The organism is Halorussus salinus, from assembly GCF_004765815.2.
Classification (GTDB): Archaea; Halobacteriota; Halobacteria; order Halobacteriales; family Haladaptataceae; genus Halorussus; species Halorussus salinus.
Genome location: NZ_SBIS02000008.1, coordinates 308,906 through 324,288, shown reverse-complemented (window position 1 = coordinate 324,288; position 15,383 = coordinate 308,906). Strand labels below are relative to the sequence as shown.

Annotated in this window: 16 protein-coding genes; 10 read left to right on the top strand and 6 right to left on the bottom strand. The window is 64.7% G+C overall.

The genetic code is table 11. The features are described from left to right. The first annotated feature begins 69 nt into the window (after positions 1–69). Both EPL00_RS18565 and EPL00_RS18560 read left to right on the top strand, forming a co-directional pair. Positions 70–516, top strand: coding sequence for a universal stress protein (locus tag EPL00_RS18565; protein WP_135854062.1), 447 nt, complete (start codon positions 70–72; stop codon positions 514–516). A 175-nt stretch (positions 517–691) separates the two neighbouring features. Continuing rightward, positions 692–1,723 carry an enolase-like domain-containing protein gene (locus EPL00_RS18560; protein ID WP_135854063.1) on the top strand — a complete coding sequence of 344 codons (1,032 nt, stop codon included), beginning with the start codon at positions 692–694 and terminating at the stop codon, positions 1,721–1,723. Positions 1,724–1,759: 36 nt separating this feature from the next. On the opposite strand, the gene EPL00_RS18555 is transcribed toward EPL00_RS18560, so the two are convergent. Next, on the bottom strand, positions 1,760–3,310 hold the full coding sequence (locus EPL00_RS18555) for a PAS domain S-box protein (protein ID WP_238398249.1): 1,551 nt from the start codon (positions 3,308–3,310) through the stop codon (positions 1,760–1,762). A 374-nt stretch (positions 3,311–3,684) separates the two neighbouring features. Beyond that, on the bottom strand, positions 3,685–3,852 hold the full coding sequence (locus EPL00_RS18550) for a hypothetical protein (RefSeq protein ID WP_162224265.1): 168 nt from the start codon (positions 3,850–3,852) through the stop codon (positions 3,685–3,687). 526 nt (positions 3,853–4,378) lie between these two features. Here EPL00_RS18550 and EPL00_RS18545 point away from each other — a divergent pair. Together EPL00_RS18545 and EPL00_RS18540 are read left to right on the top strand one after the other, a co-directional pair. After that, entirely contained in the window at positions 4,379–5,554 is a 1,176-nt protein-coding gene (locus EPL00_RS18545) for a hypothetical protein (protein WP_135854064.1), read from the top strand. Between the two features lie 76 nt (positions 5,555–5,630). Continuing rightward, positions 5,631–6,218, top strand: coding sequence for a lamin tail domain-containing protein (locus EPL00_RS18540; RefSeq protein WP_135854065.1), 588 nt, complete (start codon positions 5,631–5,633; stop codon positions 6,216–6,218). 84 nt (positions 6,219–6,302) lie between these two features. Here EPL00_RS18540 and EPL00_RS23655 read toward each other — a convergent pair whose 3' ends face one another. Continuing rightward, a complete protein-coding gene (locus EPL00_RS23655; RefSeq protein WP_238398248.1) occupies positions 6,303–6,473 on the bottom strand; it encodes a hypothetical protein in 171 nt (56 codons plus the stop codon). A gap of 124 nt (positions 6,474–6,597) precedes the next feature. Then, the gene (locus EPL00_RS18535) at positions 6,598–7,446 is read right to left on the bottom strand and encodes a hypothetical protein (RefSeq protein ID WP_135854066.1); all 849 of its coding nucleotides are present in this window, start codon (positions 7,444–7,446) and stop codon (positions 6,598–6,600) included. A 230-nt stretch (positions 7,447–7,676) separates the two neighbouring features. Between EPL00_RS18535 and EPL00_RS18530 the strand changes: the two genes are divergently transcribed. Continuing rightward, positions 7,677–8,042, top strand: a complete 366-nt coding sequence (locus EPL00_RS18530) for a HalOD1 output domain-containing protein (protein ID WP_162224264.1) — start codon at positions 7,677–7,679, stop codon at positions 8,040–8,042. Between the two features lie 63 nt (positions 8,043–8,105). Beyond that, on the top strand, positions 8,106–8,738 hold the full coding sequence (locus EPL00_RS18525) for a D-lyxose/D-mannose family sugar isomerase (RefSeq protein ID WP_135854067.1): 633 nt from the start codon (positions 8,106–8,108) through the stop codon (positions 8,736–8,738). Here EPL00_RS18525 and EPL00_RS18520 read toward each other — a convergent pair. Continuing rightward, complete coding sequence (locus EPL00_RS18520; RefSeq protein ID WP_135854068.1) at positions 8,732–9,466, bottom strand: hypothetical protein; 735 nt, start codon at positions 9,464–9,466, stop codon at positions 8,732–8,734. The two genes, EPL00_RS18525 and EPL00_RS18520, sit on opposite strands and share 7 nt — an antisense overlap. A gap of 277 nt (positions 9,467–9,743) precedes the next feature. On the opposite strand from EPL00_RS18520, the gene EPL00_RS18515 reads away from it, so the two are divergent. Then, positions 9,744–10,844 carry a hypothetical protein gene (locus tag EPL00_RS18515; protein ID WP_162224263.1) on the top strand — a complete coding sequence of 367 codons (1,101 nt, stop codon included), beginning with the start codon at positions 9,744–9,746 and terminating at the stop codon, positions 10,842–10,844. Here the strand turns inward: EPL00_RS18515 and aglF are convergent. Further along, positions 10,841–11,650 (bottom strand): UTP--glucose-1-phosphate uridylyltransferase AglF, encoded by an 810-nt coding sequence (aglF, locus tag EPL00_RS18510; RefSeq protein WP_135854070.1) that lies wholly within the window; start codon positions 11,648–11,650, stop codon positions 10,841–10,843. The two genes, EPL00_RS18515 and aglF, sit on opposite strands and share 4 nt — an antisense overlap. A gap of 148 nt (positions 11,651–11,798) precedes the next feature. On the opposite strand from aglF, the gene EPL00_RS18505 reads away from it, so the two are divergent. From EPL00_RS18505 to EPL00_RS18495, 3 genes are all read left to right on the top strand, one after another. Further along, on the top strand, positions 11,799–12,356 hold the full coding sequence (locus EPL00_RS18505; RefSeq protein WP_135854071.1) for a metal-dependent hydrolase: 558 nt from the start codon (positions 11,799–11,801) through the stop codon (positions 12,354–12,356). A gap of 106 nt (positions 12,357–12,462) precedes the next feature. Further along, positions 12,463–14,745: a DUF7282 domain-containing protein gene (locus tag EPL00_RS18500; RefSeq protein WP_162224262.1), complete on the top strand. Its 2,283-nt coding sequence runs from the start codon at positions 12,463–12,465 to the stop codon at positions 14,743–14,745. 151 nt (positions 14,746–14,896) lie between these two features. Continuing rightward, positions 14,897–15,382, top strand: a complete 486-nt coding sequence (locus EPL00_RS18495) for a hypothetical protein (protein WP_135854073.1) — start codon at positions 14,897–14,899, stop codon at positions 15,380–15,382. Position 15,383 lies beyond the last annotated feature (1 nt).

Sequence of the window (15,383 nt, the reverse complement as noted above, 5' to 3'; positions counted from 1 at the left end):
CGTCCCCGTCGTGCTAATTATTACCACCTAATCGTATTATTTATGTACCGGTCACTTCATGGCCCTTATATGGAACGCGCGCTCGCAGTCGTCGATGCCGAGGAGTCAACCAAAGCGTTGGTCCACGAGGCCGGGGAACTCGCCGCCGCCGTGGACGCCGAACTCGTCCTCCTCCACGTCACGACCGACGAGGAATACGAGAAGACTCGCCAGACGATGGAGTCGATTCCGAGCCAGTCGGTCGGCTACTCCGCCGAGCAGGCCCGCAACGGGGCCGAGAACTTCGCGGCCGACGTGGGCCGCGAGGCGCTGGAGGATGTCGCCGTCGAGTGGGAGGCGGTCGGCGCGCTCGGCGACGAACAGCGCCAAATTCTCGACACGGCGGCCGACCGGAACTGTGACCACCTCTTCATCGCGGGCGACAAGCGCTCGCCCGCCGGAAAGGCGCTGTTCGGCGACCTCACCCAGTCCATCATCCTGAACTTCGACGGCCCGGTGACGGTCGTGACGGAGTAGCGTCCGGGTAGCGGTCGTTCGGTTTCGGATTTTTCGGGCGTCGTCGGTTCATGAGAGCCGAACGCGGACGCCCGAAACGAGCTAGCCTCGGACTCGAACACGGGAATCGACCGCATTCGCAGTCCGACTCACTGCGAGGCCAACGACTATCCCGCCAGCGTCCGAGTATTGGGGTATGAGTCTCTACGAGGAGGTCGCCGACCTCCCGCTGACAGTCGAAGCCGTGGAGTACGAGCGCCGCGAGCGCGAGACGACCAAGTTCACCCGCGCGACCACCGTGGTCTCGCTGTCCGGCGACGGCGAGGAGGGCCGGGGCGAGGACGTGACCTACGACGCCGAGTTACACCCCATCCCCGACGAGTTCGACCTCGCGGGCGAGTACACCCTCGACTCGTTCGCCGACGAGGTAGCGGAGTTGGACCTCTTCCCCGACCAGTCCGCCGACGCAGTGGACGACCACTACCGACACTACCGCCGGTGGGCGGTCGAGAGCGCCGCGCTCGACCTCGCGCTCCGGCAGGCCGACACCGACTTGGGCGCACTGCTGGACCGCGAGTACGAGCCGGTCCGGTTCGTCGCCAGTCCGGTCCTCGGCGACCCGCCGAGCGCCGACCCCATCCGCGAGTGGCACGAGCGCGTCCCCGGCCTCGAATTCAAACTCGACGCCGACGAGTCGTGGACCGACGACCTGCTGGCGGACCTCTCGGGTGAGGGCGTCCGCGTGGTTGATTTCAAAGCCCACTACGAGGACGAGGAGGTCGCCGGGAGCGCGGACCCCGACCTCTACCGGACGGTCGCCGAGGCGTTCCCGGAGGCAATTCTCGAAGACTCGGCGTGGACCGACGAGACCGCCGACGCGCTCGCGGACGCTCGCCACCGCCTCTCGTGGGACTATCCCGTCACGAGCGTCGAGAGCGTCCGCGACCTGCCCATCGACCCCGACTGGCTGAACATCAAGCCCTCGCGGTTCGGGTCGGTCCGGTCTCTCCTCGACACCGTCGAGTTCTGCGAGGAGAACGACATCAGGATGTACGGCGGCGGCCAGTTCGAACTCGACGTGGGGCGTCGCCACCTCCACCTGCTGGCGTCGCTGTTCTACCCGGAGTCGCCCAACGACGTGGCTCCGAGCGAGTACAACGACTTGGAATCCCCCGAGAACCTCCCGACGAGTCCGCTCGCCATCGGCGACGTTCGCGGGTTCAGATAATCGGGCGGTAACGGCGACGCTCGCGGTGTCAGGTACTCAGACGGTGGAAATCTCGAAGCGCGCGCCGCCCGCCTCGCCCTCGCAGACCCGAACCGTCCACCCGTGGGCGTCCACGATGCTACTGACGATGGAGAGGCCCAACCCCGACCCGTCGTCGGCGGTCGTGTGCCCGTGTTCGAAGACCTTCTCGCGCTCGCCGACGGGGATGCCCGGCCCGTCGTCGGCGACGTAGAAGCCCGTCTCGCCGAACTCGACGGGCGGGGCGTCGGTCTCCGGTTCCGACTCCTCGATTTCGGGTTCCGAACAGCGCGTCCCGCCGTCCGACAGCCTGCCGACCGAGATGGTCACGTCGTCGCCAGCGTGTTCGACTGCGTTCCGGAACAGATTCTCGAACAGTTCTTGGAGTCGCCCGTCGTCGGCCTCGACTTCGCCGAGGTCGTCGGCCACGTCGAGGGTCGAGGTGCCGGTCGAGACGGTGGACCACGCGCGCCGGACGACCGTCTCCAAGCCGACGGATTCGGTCTCGCTCACGTCTTGGCCCTGCCGGGCGAGTTTGAGCAGGTCCTCGATGAGCGACTCCATCCGGCCGAGCGCCGACCCGGTCTTCTCGAAGTGGCGCTGTTCGCCGGTTTCGCGGGCGAGTTCGAGGTGGCCCTGCGCGACGTTCAGCGGGTTGCGGAGGTCGTGGCTGACGACGCTGGCGAACTCCTTGAGACGCTCGTTCTGGCGCTCTACCTTCTGCTTGCGCTTGCGGCGCTCGGTCACGTCGCGGGCCGACCCGAGGTGGGCTTTCTCGCCGTCGTAGGAGATGGCCTGCACGCTCAACTCGACGTAGCGAACCTCGCCTTCTTTCGTCCGGATGCGCAACTGGTAGTGGGGCGTCTCGCCCTCCTGCTCGCGGCGCTCGATGAGACTCTGCACTCGGTCGCGGTCCTCTTCGTGGACGACGTTCCAGACGGGCATCCCGAGGAGTTCCTCCTCGCTGTAGCCCGTCATCTCCGAGACGCGGTCGTTGACGAACTGGAACTCCGTGCCGCTGTGGATGAAGATGGCGTCGTGGCTCCCCTCCACGAGCGTCCGGTACTTCTCCTCGCTCTCGCGGAGCGCGGACTGGGAGTCGATGCGCGAGATGACCTCCGTGACGTGGCTCATCAGGAGTTCCGCGAGTTCGAGGTCGTCCTCGTCGAACGCCTCCGCCTTGCGGGACCCGGCCTGAAACACGCCGTAGTCGCCGACGGGCACGCTGAGGATGGACCGGTACTGCTCTTGGACCGGTTCGGCCTCGTCCATCGTCCGCACGTCCTGAATCAGGAACGACTCGCCGTTCTGGAACGTCCGTCCGGCCAGTCCCTTGTCGGCTTCGAGCGCGTCGTACCCGTCGTTGGGCATCTCCGACGAACTCGCCTTCGGGACGAGGTAGCCGTTCTCCTCCATGTCGATGCCACAGATGTCGAACTCCAGAATTCCCTCCGCGGCGTCCACGCCGAGACGATAGACCTCGTCTTTACTGGTACAGGCCTCCATCTCGGAGGCGACCTCGTGCAACTCCTCTATCTTCCGCTTTTCTTCGCGTAACTGTTCGGTCATGCTCGTTCTCGGGCCCCTTCCGGACGCTGCCTACGCTCGCCGTCGTCCTCCTCGCACTCGCGGTGAACGCCGGGAGCGACGAGTCGGCGGCTCGGTCCGACCTCCGTTCGTATTCGTCTGCTTGCTCGTCGATTGTGATAGAAATAAGTTTCCCCACTCCGCACGCCGGATTGCCCCCGTCGCTCGCTCGCTCGCGGCGACCTGCGCCACTGCGACCGCGCTTCGGTCGCCCGTTCCCGCATCGTTTCAGCCGACGACCAGTTAATCCAACCCATACTACACTCCTCGTGGCGCGATGTTGCGTCCCACACGTAAAAATAGGTGTCATTCGCGTCGCGCCCGCATCACGGGCGACGAGACCCGCGGTCCCGCAGTCACCCCCGTAACCGGTGCCAGACCGTACTGAACAGCGACTTCGGGGACTCCTCGGTCGGTTGGTCGTCGTGTTGCGGGGTCAGGTCGTCGGGCGAACGAGCGTGCGACGGGGTCTCGCAAAATGACGCGATGCGTTCCCTGTCGTCGTCGGTTATGCCGGAACTCATCTCGCCCGACACTCCGTCCTAGACGCTATTAGACGCAGGCGATGCTTGCATCGGTTCGGACCCAATTAACTCGGATTCAGCCCAGTAATGGAACGTGTGAAACGGTTAGCTATCTTATTTTCGTCGGCACGCACCACCGCCAAGACGGTTACGTGACGAATCGCCGAGTGTTCCCCTCCCGGCCGGAAGGCGGCCCGCGACGGAAGTACGGGGTGCGGTAATCGTTCGATTCGGTCCGCGACGTTACAAAACCGGACGGTGCGTACCCGCCGGTCCGGTAGAGTCGGTCGAACCGGTCGAACGGTCCTCTCGCTATCGCTAGCGCTCACACTTTTCGCTTCTCGAACGACGACACGACGAGAGAGTCGTCTCGTCGAATAAAGTTACAATAGCTAGCCAAAATAAAATTAAGAGTAGAATTATAGAAAAATTAACTTTTTGCTGTCGGCGGTTTCCTCTCGTTCGCGGAGAATTATTTCACACCGAAACGGATGAATTTTACATGCGGCTTGACAAGATAACGAAAATGGGTCGCCGACGGTTCGTGGAATCGCTCGCCGCGCTCGGTGTGACCGGCACCGCGTTGGCCAACGCCTCGAAGTCCGCACTCGCGAAGTCCGACGTGGACCTCGGTAACGAGGTCCCGATGGTGCGGGCGTGGAAACACACGAACCACGAGGAGGTCGTGGAGAACGGCGCGAAACCCGAGCGCGAGCCGGAGTACTTCGGCGTGTCGCGCGACCAGTGGGTGAAAGTCCAGAGCGCCCGCGACGCCGCCGAACAGCTCCGGAACCGACTCGATATTCCCGGCGTGCAGGTCGGTGTGACGACGGTCACGCGCGGCCAGAAGCCCCGGAAGGCGGTCGTCGTGAAACACCAGACCGAGGAGTACGACTGGCAGGCCGACTTCTCGCCGGGGGTCTCCGCCGAGAAACTCCGCGACGCGCTTCCGGCGACGGTGACGGGCGTCGCCGGTCGCGGCACGGAGAAAGCGAGGGCCGTGAAGGGCATTCCGGTCGTGACCAAGCAACAGCAGGTCGATTTCACGGACGACGCCGTCTCGACCGCCGCGTCGTACGACTACGACTGCAACTACCGCCCGGTCCCCGCAGGGTGTGCGTGGCGCACCGAGAAGGGCAACGTCTGTACCACCGGGACGCCCGTCTACGACGAGGAACACGACGAGAACCGACTCGTCACGGCTTCCCACTGCTTCCTGAGCTACGACGCGACCGACTGTCGTCAGAACGCCGGGTCGGGCGACAAAATCGGGACCAGAGACAAGGACAAAATAAACTTCGATCACCCGCCGAACCTCTTCGACGCCGCGGTAGTCGATCTGAACTCCGGGACCGACGTTCGCCGGGACCTCGCCGACGAGCAGTGCGACACCTACCGCGACCCCGGCATCGCGGGGACGATGGACGACGACTGGCTCCACCAACTCGAAGACAACGGCTACAACGTCACGAAACAGGGCGCTCGCACCGGCATCACTTCGGGGACGGTCAAAGAGGTCTACGACACGTACTTCGAGGTGGACACGACTATCAACGGCGGCGACTCCGGCTGTCCGTTCTACAAGAATCGGACGGACTCGTTCGCCACGTACACCTACATCGGCGGCGTCCTCCGCGGTGCCGACCCCGCGCAGGTCACCAAGATGACCGAGATAGAGAGCCGGTTCAGCGTGACGGTGTAGCCGTCCCCGCCCGATAGCTGAAACGGCCGTTTGACATTCGAGAATCCTTATTTCCGATTACGCACTCTGTCCAAACGTGAAACGTCGAACACTCCTCGCGTCGGCCGCCGTGGGGCTTTCGGCGGCGTCGAGCGGCTGTATCGCGGCGTTCGATGGGACCGTCGCGTCGGAGTCGGGCGAGACGCCGACGGCTGACGAGACGCCGACGACTGACGAGACGCCGACGGCTGACGAGACGACCCCGGACACCGGCCTGCGATTCGCGGGTGTCTACCCGGACGAGGCGGACCGCGACTTTCTGGACGACGAGTACGTCCTTCTCAGGAACACCGCCGACGACGCCGTGGACGCCTCGGGATTCGCCGTCGAGTACCCCGGCAACCGGACGTATCGAATCGAAGACCTCACGCTCGAACCGGGCGCACAGCTCGCGATTCTCACTCGGAGCGGCGACGACGCGACGCTCACGTCGAGTCCACCTGTCTACCTCCGATACGCGGGATTCGGCACCGGATCGGACGCGTCCGTACTCGGCGAGAGCGCCACCGTCCGCGTGAGGGACCCGCAGGGGTCGGTGGTCGCCGAAGTCAGCTACGAGAACTCCGGGTGTGACGGACGAACCACTCCCTCCGCCTCGGACGACGGCATCGAGTGTCTCCACTGACGGCGTCCGCGGTACGCGGCCCGTGAAACCCGATGAGGTGACGGTCGAACGCGTCCGAGCGTCGTGGACGCCGGGCGCTCCGGGCTACCAGACCATCTGGCCGTCGTCCGTGATGGTGCCGACGTACAGTAAGTGGGCGTAGGGGACGAACGCGATGAACTCGCCGTCACCGTCGAACAACTCGACGCCGTTGTCGCCCTCGTCGTACTCCTCGCACTCTATCTGTTCGCCGTCGGCAATCTGTGCCTTGTACATCTTCAGTCGAATGCCAACGCCGTCCGGCAAATGGTTGTCGGCGTTTCGGGGGTCGGTACGGGGACGCACCGCTGACCGGCGAGCGGTGTCCGCGTCGAAGAAAAAGCTCCGTCGGCCCGTCGGCTCAGTCGAGGAGACCGTCGTTGACCGTGTTCTCGTCCACGCGCTCGAAGTCCACCGTCACGAGGTTCCCCTCGGGGTCGGTGATGTCGAACTCCTTGTTCATCACGTACACTGCGTCCCGCTGTACCTCGGCGTCGGCCGCCGGGTAGAACAGGAACTCGTCATTGGCGTTCAGATACTCCCCGAACCGCGTGTTGTAGGTGCTGAAGATGTCGCTACCCTGCACGTTGTTCTTCGGTTGCCACTCCACGACGCCCGAGACGACGCGGAACAGCGCGTTCGGGTAGAACGTGTTCGCCTTGACGAGCGCCTTGCCGCCGCCCTCGTCCAGCACGTCCCAGTCGTCGTCGGCGACGGCCTCGTTCTGCCCCACCGGCTCGAACGACACCGAGACGATGCCCTCGTCGTTGGTGTCGTCGGCGAACAGCGAGAAGTTGTCCTGTAGCGTGTAGGTTTGGCCCTGCTGAACCTCGGCGTCGTGGGCCGGGAAGATCACCACGCGCTCGTTGGTGTTGACGAACTCGATGATGCGCGTGTTGTAGTCGCTCCAGATGTCTCCTCGGTTGACGCCCGACACGTCGGGTTGCTGTTCCACGACGGGCGAGACGACGCGGAACTGCGCTCCCGGCCGGAACTCGTCGTTGAACATCAGCGCCTTGCCGCCCTCGGCGGGGGCACCGCCACCGCCGTCACTTCCGCCGTTTCCTCCGCCGCCGTTTCCTCCGCCACCGTCTTGGGCCGCGCCGGTTCCGCTCAGTCCGAACGCGAGTCCGCCGGAGGCGAGCGCCCCCTTCTTGACGAACGAACGTCGCGACTCGCTCCCGAGCAATCGCTGGTCGTTCTCAGTCATTGATGAATCGACCTCGGTGTCGAGGTCGTCGGCTCTAATCGCTCTCGGCGGAAAAGCTACGTGGCCACCGTAGAGGGCTTCTAGACGGGATTTTGCCGTAATACATTTCAGGGGTCGTCGGCGATCCGCTCGAAGCGGTCTCGTCGTTCGCCACTCGTGGTTCATTTCGACGCACTTCCGTCGAAACGCAGGAGTAATTTTTCACTCCCGCGAACGCTACGTTAGAGGCGATGCCGAGGGGGAACGAAGAAGTGGGGAACGAAGACGAGGGCGACTGCGAGAGCGAGACGACTGATAGCGACGCCGAGTCAGACGAGATTCGGCGGATACGCCACCGCAAGGTGACGCCGGATGCCGAGGAGGCCAACGAGAGTCTCTTGCGACTCATCGCCAACTTGGAGAACTGCGAGGTGACCGACCTGCCGCCGCTCTACGAGCAGGTAGACCACATGGTCGAACACCTGTTCAGCACGCCGCCGCCGCCCGAGGCGCAGGCCGAAATCGAGTTCTCCTACCACGGCTACCGCATCGAACTCGACCAAGACGGCAACGTCTCGTTCATGAAACTCGCCGACCGGTCCGACCTCGGGGAGTGACTTCGCCGACCGCGGGGACCGACGGCGGATGGCTTTTTCTTTCGGCGACGCCAACGACGCGCCATGACCGACGAGCGCGGTACGACGGACGAGAGCGGTACGACCGACGAACGCGACGCGACGGACGAACGCGACGCGACCGACGAATCGGAGCGAGCGCAGGCCCGCGAGCGCGCCGCGGCCCTCCTCGCGGACGCTGGCGTCGTCCTCACCGACGACGAGCGCCGGGAGATAGAGGTCGTGGACTACGGTCTCGACGACCTCGAATCAGTCGGGACCGAAATCGTCGTCTACGAGAACAACGACCGCTACTGCGCGAAGGAGTTGGTCCTGTTCCCCGGCCAGACCTGCCCGGAGCATCGCCACCCGCCGTTTGAGGAGTACCCCGGCAAGCGCGAGACCTTCCGGTGTCGCGCCGGGGAGGTGTACCTCTACGTCGAGGGCGAAGACGACGCCGGAGACGTACCGGACACCGAGAACTGGTCGGTCGCGCCGCCGATGCGCGAGGAGTTCTACACCGCCAGCGACGAGATTCACCTCGAACCGGGCGAGCAGTACACCATCCCGCCGGACACGCGCCACTGGTTCGTCGCGGGCGACGAGGGCGCGGTCATTTCGGAGTTCTCCTCGCCGAGCTACGACGAGAAGGACGTGTTCACCGACCCGAAGATAGACCGCGTGGCGGGCAGTTACTGAGCTTCTTTGCCCGACTCCGCCCCGCCCCGAACCGCGGTCAGCACCCTGTCACCGACCCACAGCACGCCGAACGCGGCCGCGGTCAGCACGAAGTGGTTGCCGACCAGACTCGTCACGATGCCGATGGAGTAGGCCGCGCTGTCGAGTTCCAGCACCGGGAGGGTGCCCCGACGCCACTGTATCGCGTACCACGCCGCGAGCGCGATTGCGCCGACGTGCGGAGCGCGCCGGACGCCCGCGGCGGCGAGACTCGACCCCTCGAACTCCCGGAAGGCGTCGGCCCGGAAGATGAAGGGCACGTAGACGAACACGAGCGCGTAGACGAAACTCGACCCGAGGACGCTCTCGGCACCTTGGGCGTACCGGCCGACGATGACCAGCAGGACCGAGACGACCAGCGTGACGAACGCGTACATGAAGACGGCGTAGCCGAAGACCAGCAGGTACGCGCCGTGCTGGCGGGCGCGTTCGGTACAGCGATAGGAGTTGCGGACCGCGACCACCGACGTGAGCAAGAACAAGAGGAGTATCGCGCCGACCGAACCGGTCGCCGCGCCGGTCCCGGCGGCCGACTGCTGGAACTTGATGAGGTACACCGAGAGCGCACCGAAGATGCCGATGACGGTGAACAGTTGGTGGTTCGCGTCGAGGAACTCCTCTATCGTCGGCGGTCGCTCGTCGCCCGCGCCCCCGTGTCTCCTCGCGGCGAGTTTACCCCAGCGACCCATGCGTAGACGACGCCAACCGCCCGGTATAAACCCGGCGTAACCGAAACGGTACAGGTCAGCTACCGGACCTGTAATCGCTGTGGGGCGGCCGGACGAAGCGACCGACCGGGCGGCCGACGTTACGTCCTCCTTGGACCACGAGTAGAATCGCGACTCAGAACCTGTAACGCCCATAACTCGCGTTGTCGGGGGAGATACGAGGGAATAACTATCAGACTGGACGACGAGGAGTTTCGACCGACGGAGAACTATGGGAGTTAGTCATTCACTCAGACGATTGGCGGCCTTCGCCGAACGACTCGAAGGGTCGGAACCGGAGATTACCGAACTACAATCGCGCAACGAGGAGACCGGCGGTATCGAAGCAGACGTATCGGTGGAGATACCGCTCCACGCAGACGTAGACGGCGGTATCACCGAGTTATCCGTGACGAACGCGGGCTTGACCGACGACGGCGATATCTCGATACAGTTCTCGACGGCTATCGACCGCGCAGACGAGGAGGCGTCGGCTATCGACGCGCTCCCGTCAGAGGTCGGCGACGCCTCCCCGACCGACATGGGTCGCGAGGCGGAGACGACTCCAGAGGGAGCGACCGACGCGAACGCGACCGCCAGCGGGGTCACGGACGGCGGGACGGCTATCGTCTCGACGCCCTCCTCGGCCGGAGCGACGGCGGCGGACCGCCCGGCGTACAAGGACCCCGAGGAGTTGGAAGCGGTGTACGACGCCGAGCGGACGTTTCCGGAGATGCGCGACGAGTTGGGCGTGGACGTGACGCCGAAGACGGTGCGCCACTACATGGTCGAGTACGGTATCCACGACCCCGAGACGGTCCCCTCGGACGACGACGGGCCGAAACCGGCGTACAAGGACCCCGAGGAGTTGGCGGCGGTGTACGACGCCGGGCGGACGTTTCCGGAGATGCGCGACGAGTTGGGCGTGGACGTGACGCCGAAGACGGTGCGCCACTACATGGTCGAGTACGGCATCCACGACCCCGAGGCGGACCCGTCCGAGTCCGAATTAGTGGCCGGAGGCTCGGACCGCGATGCGCTACCGGCCGACGACGCTCCGTCTTCGGACCGCGACGTGACGCCCGACAGCGGCGATGTCGCGGCGGATATCGCCGACGAGGTGAACCTCCCCGGCGACCTCTCGGTGGTCGGGGTCACCGAGGCGGTCTGCACCGCCAAGACGCTCTACGAGGTCCAGCGCGAGTTGGGTATCGACCGCGAGCAGACCCATCGACTCCTCTCGGAGCTGAACCTGTTAGAACTGGTCCACGGGCGCGTCTCGACGGTCTCGGTCCAGTCGCGGACGCGAGAGACGGTCGAACGCCGGATTCGAGAAGCGGTGACCGAGCGACGAGATTAGTCCGACGACGCCTCGGCGGTGTCGGGGGCCGACTCGCCCGAGTCGGCCTCCGCCGAGTCGGCCTCCGACTCGGAGAAGTCGCCGGATTCTATCTCCTCGCCCCGGAGGAGCCGTTCGGCTCGCTCGCGGTCTTCCGGATACCCCACGTCCACGCGCCAGCCGTCCATGCGGATGGCGTCGATTGTGCGGCCGCTCTGGATGAGGAGGTCGATGGCCTCGCTGATTTCGTACTCTCCCCGGTTGGAGGGTTGAACGAGGTGACAGGCGTGGAAGATGGCGGGCGTGAAGGTGTAGAAGCCCGTCATCACGAGGTTGCTCGGCGGGTCGTCCGGCTTCTCGACCACGTCGGTAATCTCGCCGTAGTCGTTGGTGTCACACACCCCGTATCGGTCGGCCTCGTCGTACGGTACCTCCTCGGTCAGGAACGCGGCGTCGGCGCGGTCCTCCTGCTGGCGCTTGACCACGTCCCCGAGGTTGGCGTCGAAGATGTTGTCCCCCAAAATCAGCATGAAGTCGTCGTCGATGTGTTCTTCGACGGTCAGCAACGCGTGGGCTAGCCCCTTCTGCTCGCGCTGGTGTGAGTACGTTATCGGCACGCCCTCGTACTCGTCGTCGTAGTGTTCGATGATGTCCTGCTTGCGGTAGCCCACGACGACCACGAACTCGTCGGCTCCCAGTTCGGCCAACTGCTCGAAACAGTGAGTCAAAATCGGTTCGCCGTCTACCTCTACCATGCCCTTGGGCTTGTCGTCGGTCAGCGGCCGCAGACGAGTGCCCTTTCCGGCGGCTAGAATAACAGCTTTCATTTCCCATTCCCCACAGACACGTCTACTCGATGTTTTAAAAAATCCTCGGCCACTTTGAACTGTTCGCCCCTACCGAGTCGTGGTTGTCACTGCCTAACGCGGCGCTCTCGCCCGAAGGACTAAGCGCTCTCTTCCCTAACCGAACTCCATGTGGCCTTGGGGGCATCTCGCGGTAGGGTATCTGCTGTACTCGTCGTTCGTCCACGCCAGCGCCCGACGCGCGCCCGACGGGTACGCGACCGTCGCGCTCGCGTTCGGGACGCAACTTCCGGATTTGGTGGACAAACCGCTCGCGTGGACGTTCGGCGTCATCCCGAACGGTCGGTCGCTGGCCCACTCGCTCGTCGTCGCGGCGGTGTTCCTGACGGCGGTGTGGCTCGTTCTCCGACTCCTCGACTACGCGACGATAGGCACGGCGTTCGTCATCGGCTACCTCTCGCACCTGCTCGGCGACGCACTCGACCCGCTACTGGCGGGGGACCTCTACTCGCTGGGCTTTCTCGCGTGGCCGCTCGTGGCCCCGATAGAGTACGAGACCGAACAGAGTTTCGTGGCACACCTTCAGGAACTCTCTCCGGCGGCTCTCGTTAGCGACGAGGGACTGTTCGCGCTGTTGATGATTCTCCTCTGGCTCTACGACGGCGCGCCGGGACTCCGGGTGGTCGCCGCGATTCCCCGGTGGGTCGGCCGCCGTCTCTCGGTCTGAATCCCCGAGAATCGGGGTATCGGCCGCCAGCGGATTTATGCCGCTCCTCGAAGTGAGTACCTTCGGGGAGAAAAAAGTGAGCCGCAAGCACGTAGCTCTGGCTATCATGCTCGTTTTGGGAACAGTTTCCGGGGGCGTCGCGACGACGCTCGGTGCGACCGGACCCGACGCGGCGGGCGACCGGTCGCCCGCGAGCGAGGAGGTCCGCCAAGACCAGACGATAGAGAACACGTCGGTCACGTTCGAGAACCAGACCTCGAACGGGACCGTCGTCACAGTTTCGCAAGTGAATCTGACCGAGGGCGGCTTCGTCGTGGTTCACGACGAGAGCCTGCTGGAGGGATCGGTCCTCGGGAGCGTCCGCGGGGTGTCCGAATATCTCGAACCGGGGACCTACGAGGAGGTTCGGGTGACACTGGACGACCCGATCAACGACTCCCAGCGCCTCCTCGCGCTGGCGTATCAGGACACGAACGACAACGAGACGTTCGACTTCGTGGAGTCGCAGGGCGCTGACGACAGCGCCTACACCGTGGACAATCAGGTCGTTGCGGACGATGCCACGGTGACCGTCGAGGAGGCCGAGGAGACGACGACAACTGCGGAAGAAGCCGAGGAGACCACGACGACCGAGGAGCCGGTCGAAACGACGACCGAAGAAGAAGTCGAGGAGACGACGACAACTGCGGAAGAAGTCGAGGAAACCACGACGACAACTGAAGAAATAGAAGAGACGACGACCGAGGAAGAAGCCGAGGAGACCACGACCGAGACGACCACCGAGGAGGCCGAGGCGTCGCTCACGTTCGAGAACCAGACCTCGAACGGGACCGTCGTCACGATTTCGCAGGCGACCCTCCCCGAGGGTGGCTTCGTCGTGATTCACGACACGAGTCTGCTGGACGGGTCGGTAGTCGAGAGCGTCCGCGGAGTCTCCGAGTATCTGGAACCGGGGACCCACGAGGAGATTCGGGTGACGCTGGACGAGCCGATTACGGAGTCCCAGCCCCTCCTCGCGCTGGCGTATCAGGACACGAACGACAACGAGACGTTCGACTTCGTGGAGACGCAGGGCCAAGCGGACGCCCCGTACACGGTTGACGAGCAGGTCGTCGCGGACGACGCCGCGGTGACCGTCGAGGAGGTCGAGGAGACCACCACGACCGAAGAACCGGTCGAAACGACGACCGAGGAAGTCGAGACGACGACCGAAGAAACCGAAACCACGACTGAAGAGACGGAGACGACGACCGAAGAGACAGAGACGACGACAACTGAAGAAATCGAGGAGACGACGACCGAGGAGCCGGTCGAAACGACGACGGAAGCGCCGCCCGAGACGGAGACGACGACCGAAGAAATCGAGACGACGACGACGGAGACCGAAACCACGACCGAAGCGACCGAGACGACCACTGAAGTCGTCGAGGAGCCGGTCGCGGAACAGACGTTCAAGTTCCGCATCGACAACCTCCAAATTCAGGAGTTCTCGCTCGTCGTCGGTGACGCGACCGACGTTGACCGCACGGTCGTCGTGGAGGACGTGTCGGTCAGCGACCGGACGGTCCGGGTGGACCTCACGAAGATTCTGAGCGGGGCCGCGCCCGCCGAGGCCGTCGGCGAGGCCGCGAACGACTCCGGGCAGATAGCCGCGTCCGACGTGCAGGACGTTCGGTTCGTCTTCCGGAACGTCACGGTCCAGAACGTCGAGTTCGTCGTGACCGCGCCGGAGGACGTGGAGTTCGACCTCCCGGACGAGATGATGCCCGAGACGACGACGGTGACGGAGACGCCGACCGAGACGACCACCGAGGAGGAACCCACTGAAACCACGACCACGGAAGAAGAGCCGCCGACTGAAACGACGACGACGGCGGAAGAGCCGCCGACCGAAACCACGACGACGGCGGAAGAAGAACCGACCGAGACGACGACGGAAGAAGCGACCCCGACGGAAACGCCGACAGAGACGACGGAGAAAGAGACGCCGACCGAAACGACGACCACCGAGGAGGAACCGACCGAAACGACGACCGAAGAACCGGCCGCCGACGAGCCTTCGCTCCGGGTGCCCGCGCTCGACGCGCCCGGAACGATAGTGCTGGACGAGGGCACCCTCGTCGTGAACGCGCAGGTTAGTAACCCGAGCGACCAAGTCGTCACCGATGTCGTGGAGTTGCGCATCGACGGCACCCTCGTGGAGCAACGCCGCGTGAAGGTGGACCCCGGCGAGTCGGTGCAAATCCAGTACACCGTCTCGAAGGCCGACCTCGACCTCGAACCCGGCCAGACGTTCCTCGACGTGCTGACCACCGACTTCGGCAAGTCCGTCGAGGTGACGGTCCGGGACGGGCCGCCGGAGGACGACGAGAACGACAGTTCGAACTGACGCGAGCGACGGGTCGCCTCGCCCGCGCTCGGCCGAGCGGTCGGTCGGACGCGGCCCCGTCACTTCGCCGCGGTGAAGGTTCAAAGAACCCTTTCTTTTTACAAGGATACCGAAAAGTTCATAGTTAGCCCTCAGAGCCATTCGACTGCGCATGGCACGCGAGCAACTGAAAGCAGACGACGAGACAGAGACTTCGCTACTCGACCGACGGTCGTACATGAAACTCGCCGGGTCCGCCGCGGCGGCGGTCGCCGCCGGGTCCGGGAGCGCCACCGCGGCCGAACCGGTCGGCTTCGGGGAAGGGGGCTACGGCCAGATGGCCTTCGGCGGCGGGGCCGCCGAGTCCGCGCCAACCGTCGAGCGGTTCGACGTATCCAAGAGCGAGCAGTTGGGCGACGACCGCATGTTCTCGGTGAAGTGGGCCGTCGCCGACGCCGACGCCGACCTCGACGTGGTGGAGGTCGTCGTCCACCAAGGTGCCGCCGACGTGAACTTCTCGGTCTCCGACGTGAGCGGCACGAAGGACTCGGGGTGGGACCTCTTCCAGTTCCCCGTCGGCAGCACGCTCGACGTGACGCTCCGAGCGAAAGACGAGGGCAACCGCGTCGTCAAGCAGTCGAAGACGATTACGCTCTGAG

What these genes read in the sequence shown, in the direction of transcription:
- EPL00_RS18565 (WP_135854062.1), top strand. Translation starts at nt 70, where the DNA reads ATGGAACGCGCGCTCGCAGTCGTCGATGCCGAGGAGTCAACCAAAGCG.
- EPL00_RS18560 (WP_135854063.1), top strand. Translation starts at nt 692, where the DNA reads ATGAGTCTCTACGAGGAGGTCGCCGACCTCCCGCTGACAGTCGAAGCC.
- EPL00_RS18555 (WP_238398249.1), bottom strand. Translation starts at nt 3,310, where the DNA reads ATGACCGAACAGTTACGCGAAGAAAAGCGGAAGATAGAGGAGTTGCAC.
- EPL00_RS18550 (WP_162224265.1), bottom strand. Translation starts at nt 3,852, where the DNA reads ATGAGTTCCGGCATAACCGACGACGACAGGGAACGCATCGCGTCATTT.
- EPL00_RS18545 (WP_135854064.1), top strand. Translation starts at nt 4,379, where the DNA reads ATGGGTCGCCGACGGTTCGTGGAATCGCTCGCCGCGCTCGGTGTGACC.
- EPL00_RS23655 (WP_238398248.1), bottom strand. Translation starts at nt 6,473, where the DNA reads ATGTACAAGGCACAGATTGCCGACGGCGAACAGATAGAGTGCGAGGAG.
- EPL00_RS18535 (WP_135854066.1), bottom strand. Translation starts at nt 7,446, where the DNA reads ATGACTGAGAACGACCAGCGATTGCTCGGGAGCGAGTCGCGACGTTCG.
- EPL00_RS18530 (WP_162224264.1), top strand. Translation starts at nt 7,677, where the DNA reads ATGCCGAGGGGGAACGAAGAAGTGGGGAACGAAGACGAGGGCGACTGC.
- EPL00_RS18525 (WP_135854067.1), top strand. Translation starts at nt 8,106, where the DNA reads ATGACCGACGAGCGCGGTACGACGGACGAGAGCGGTACGACCGACGAA.
- EPL00_RS18520 (WP_135854068.1), bottom strand. Translation starts at nt 9,466, where the DNA reads ATGGGTCGCTGGGGTAAACTCGCCGCGAGGAGACACGGGGGCGCGGGC.
- aglF (WP_135854070.1), bottom strand. Translation starts at nt 11,650, where the DNA reads ATGAAAGCTGTTATTCTAGCCGCCGGAAAGGGCACTCGTCTGCGGCCG.
- EPL00_RS18505 (WP_135854071.1), top strand. Translation starts at nt 11,799, where the DNA reads ATGTGGCCTTGGGGGCATCTCGCGGTAGGGTATCTGCTGTACTCGTCG.
- EPL00_RS18500 (WP_162224262.1), top strand. Translation starts at nt 12,463, where the DNA reads ATGCTCGTTTTGGGAACAGTTTCCGGGGGCGTCGCGACGACGCTCGGT.
- EPL00_RS18495 (WP_135854073.1), top strand. Translation starts at nt 14,897, where the DNA reads ATGGCACGCGAGCAACTGAAAGCAGACGACGAGACAGAGACTTCGCTA.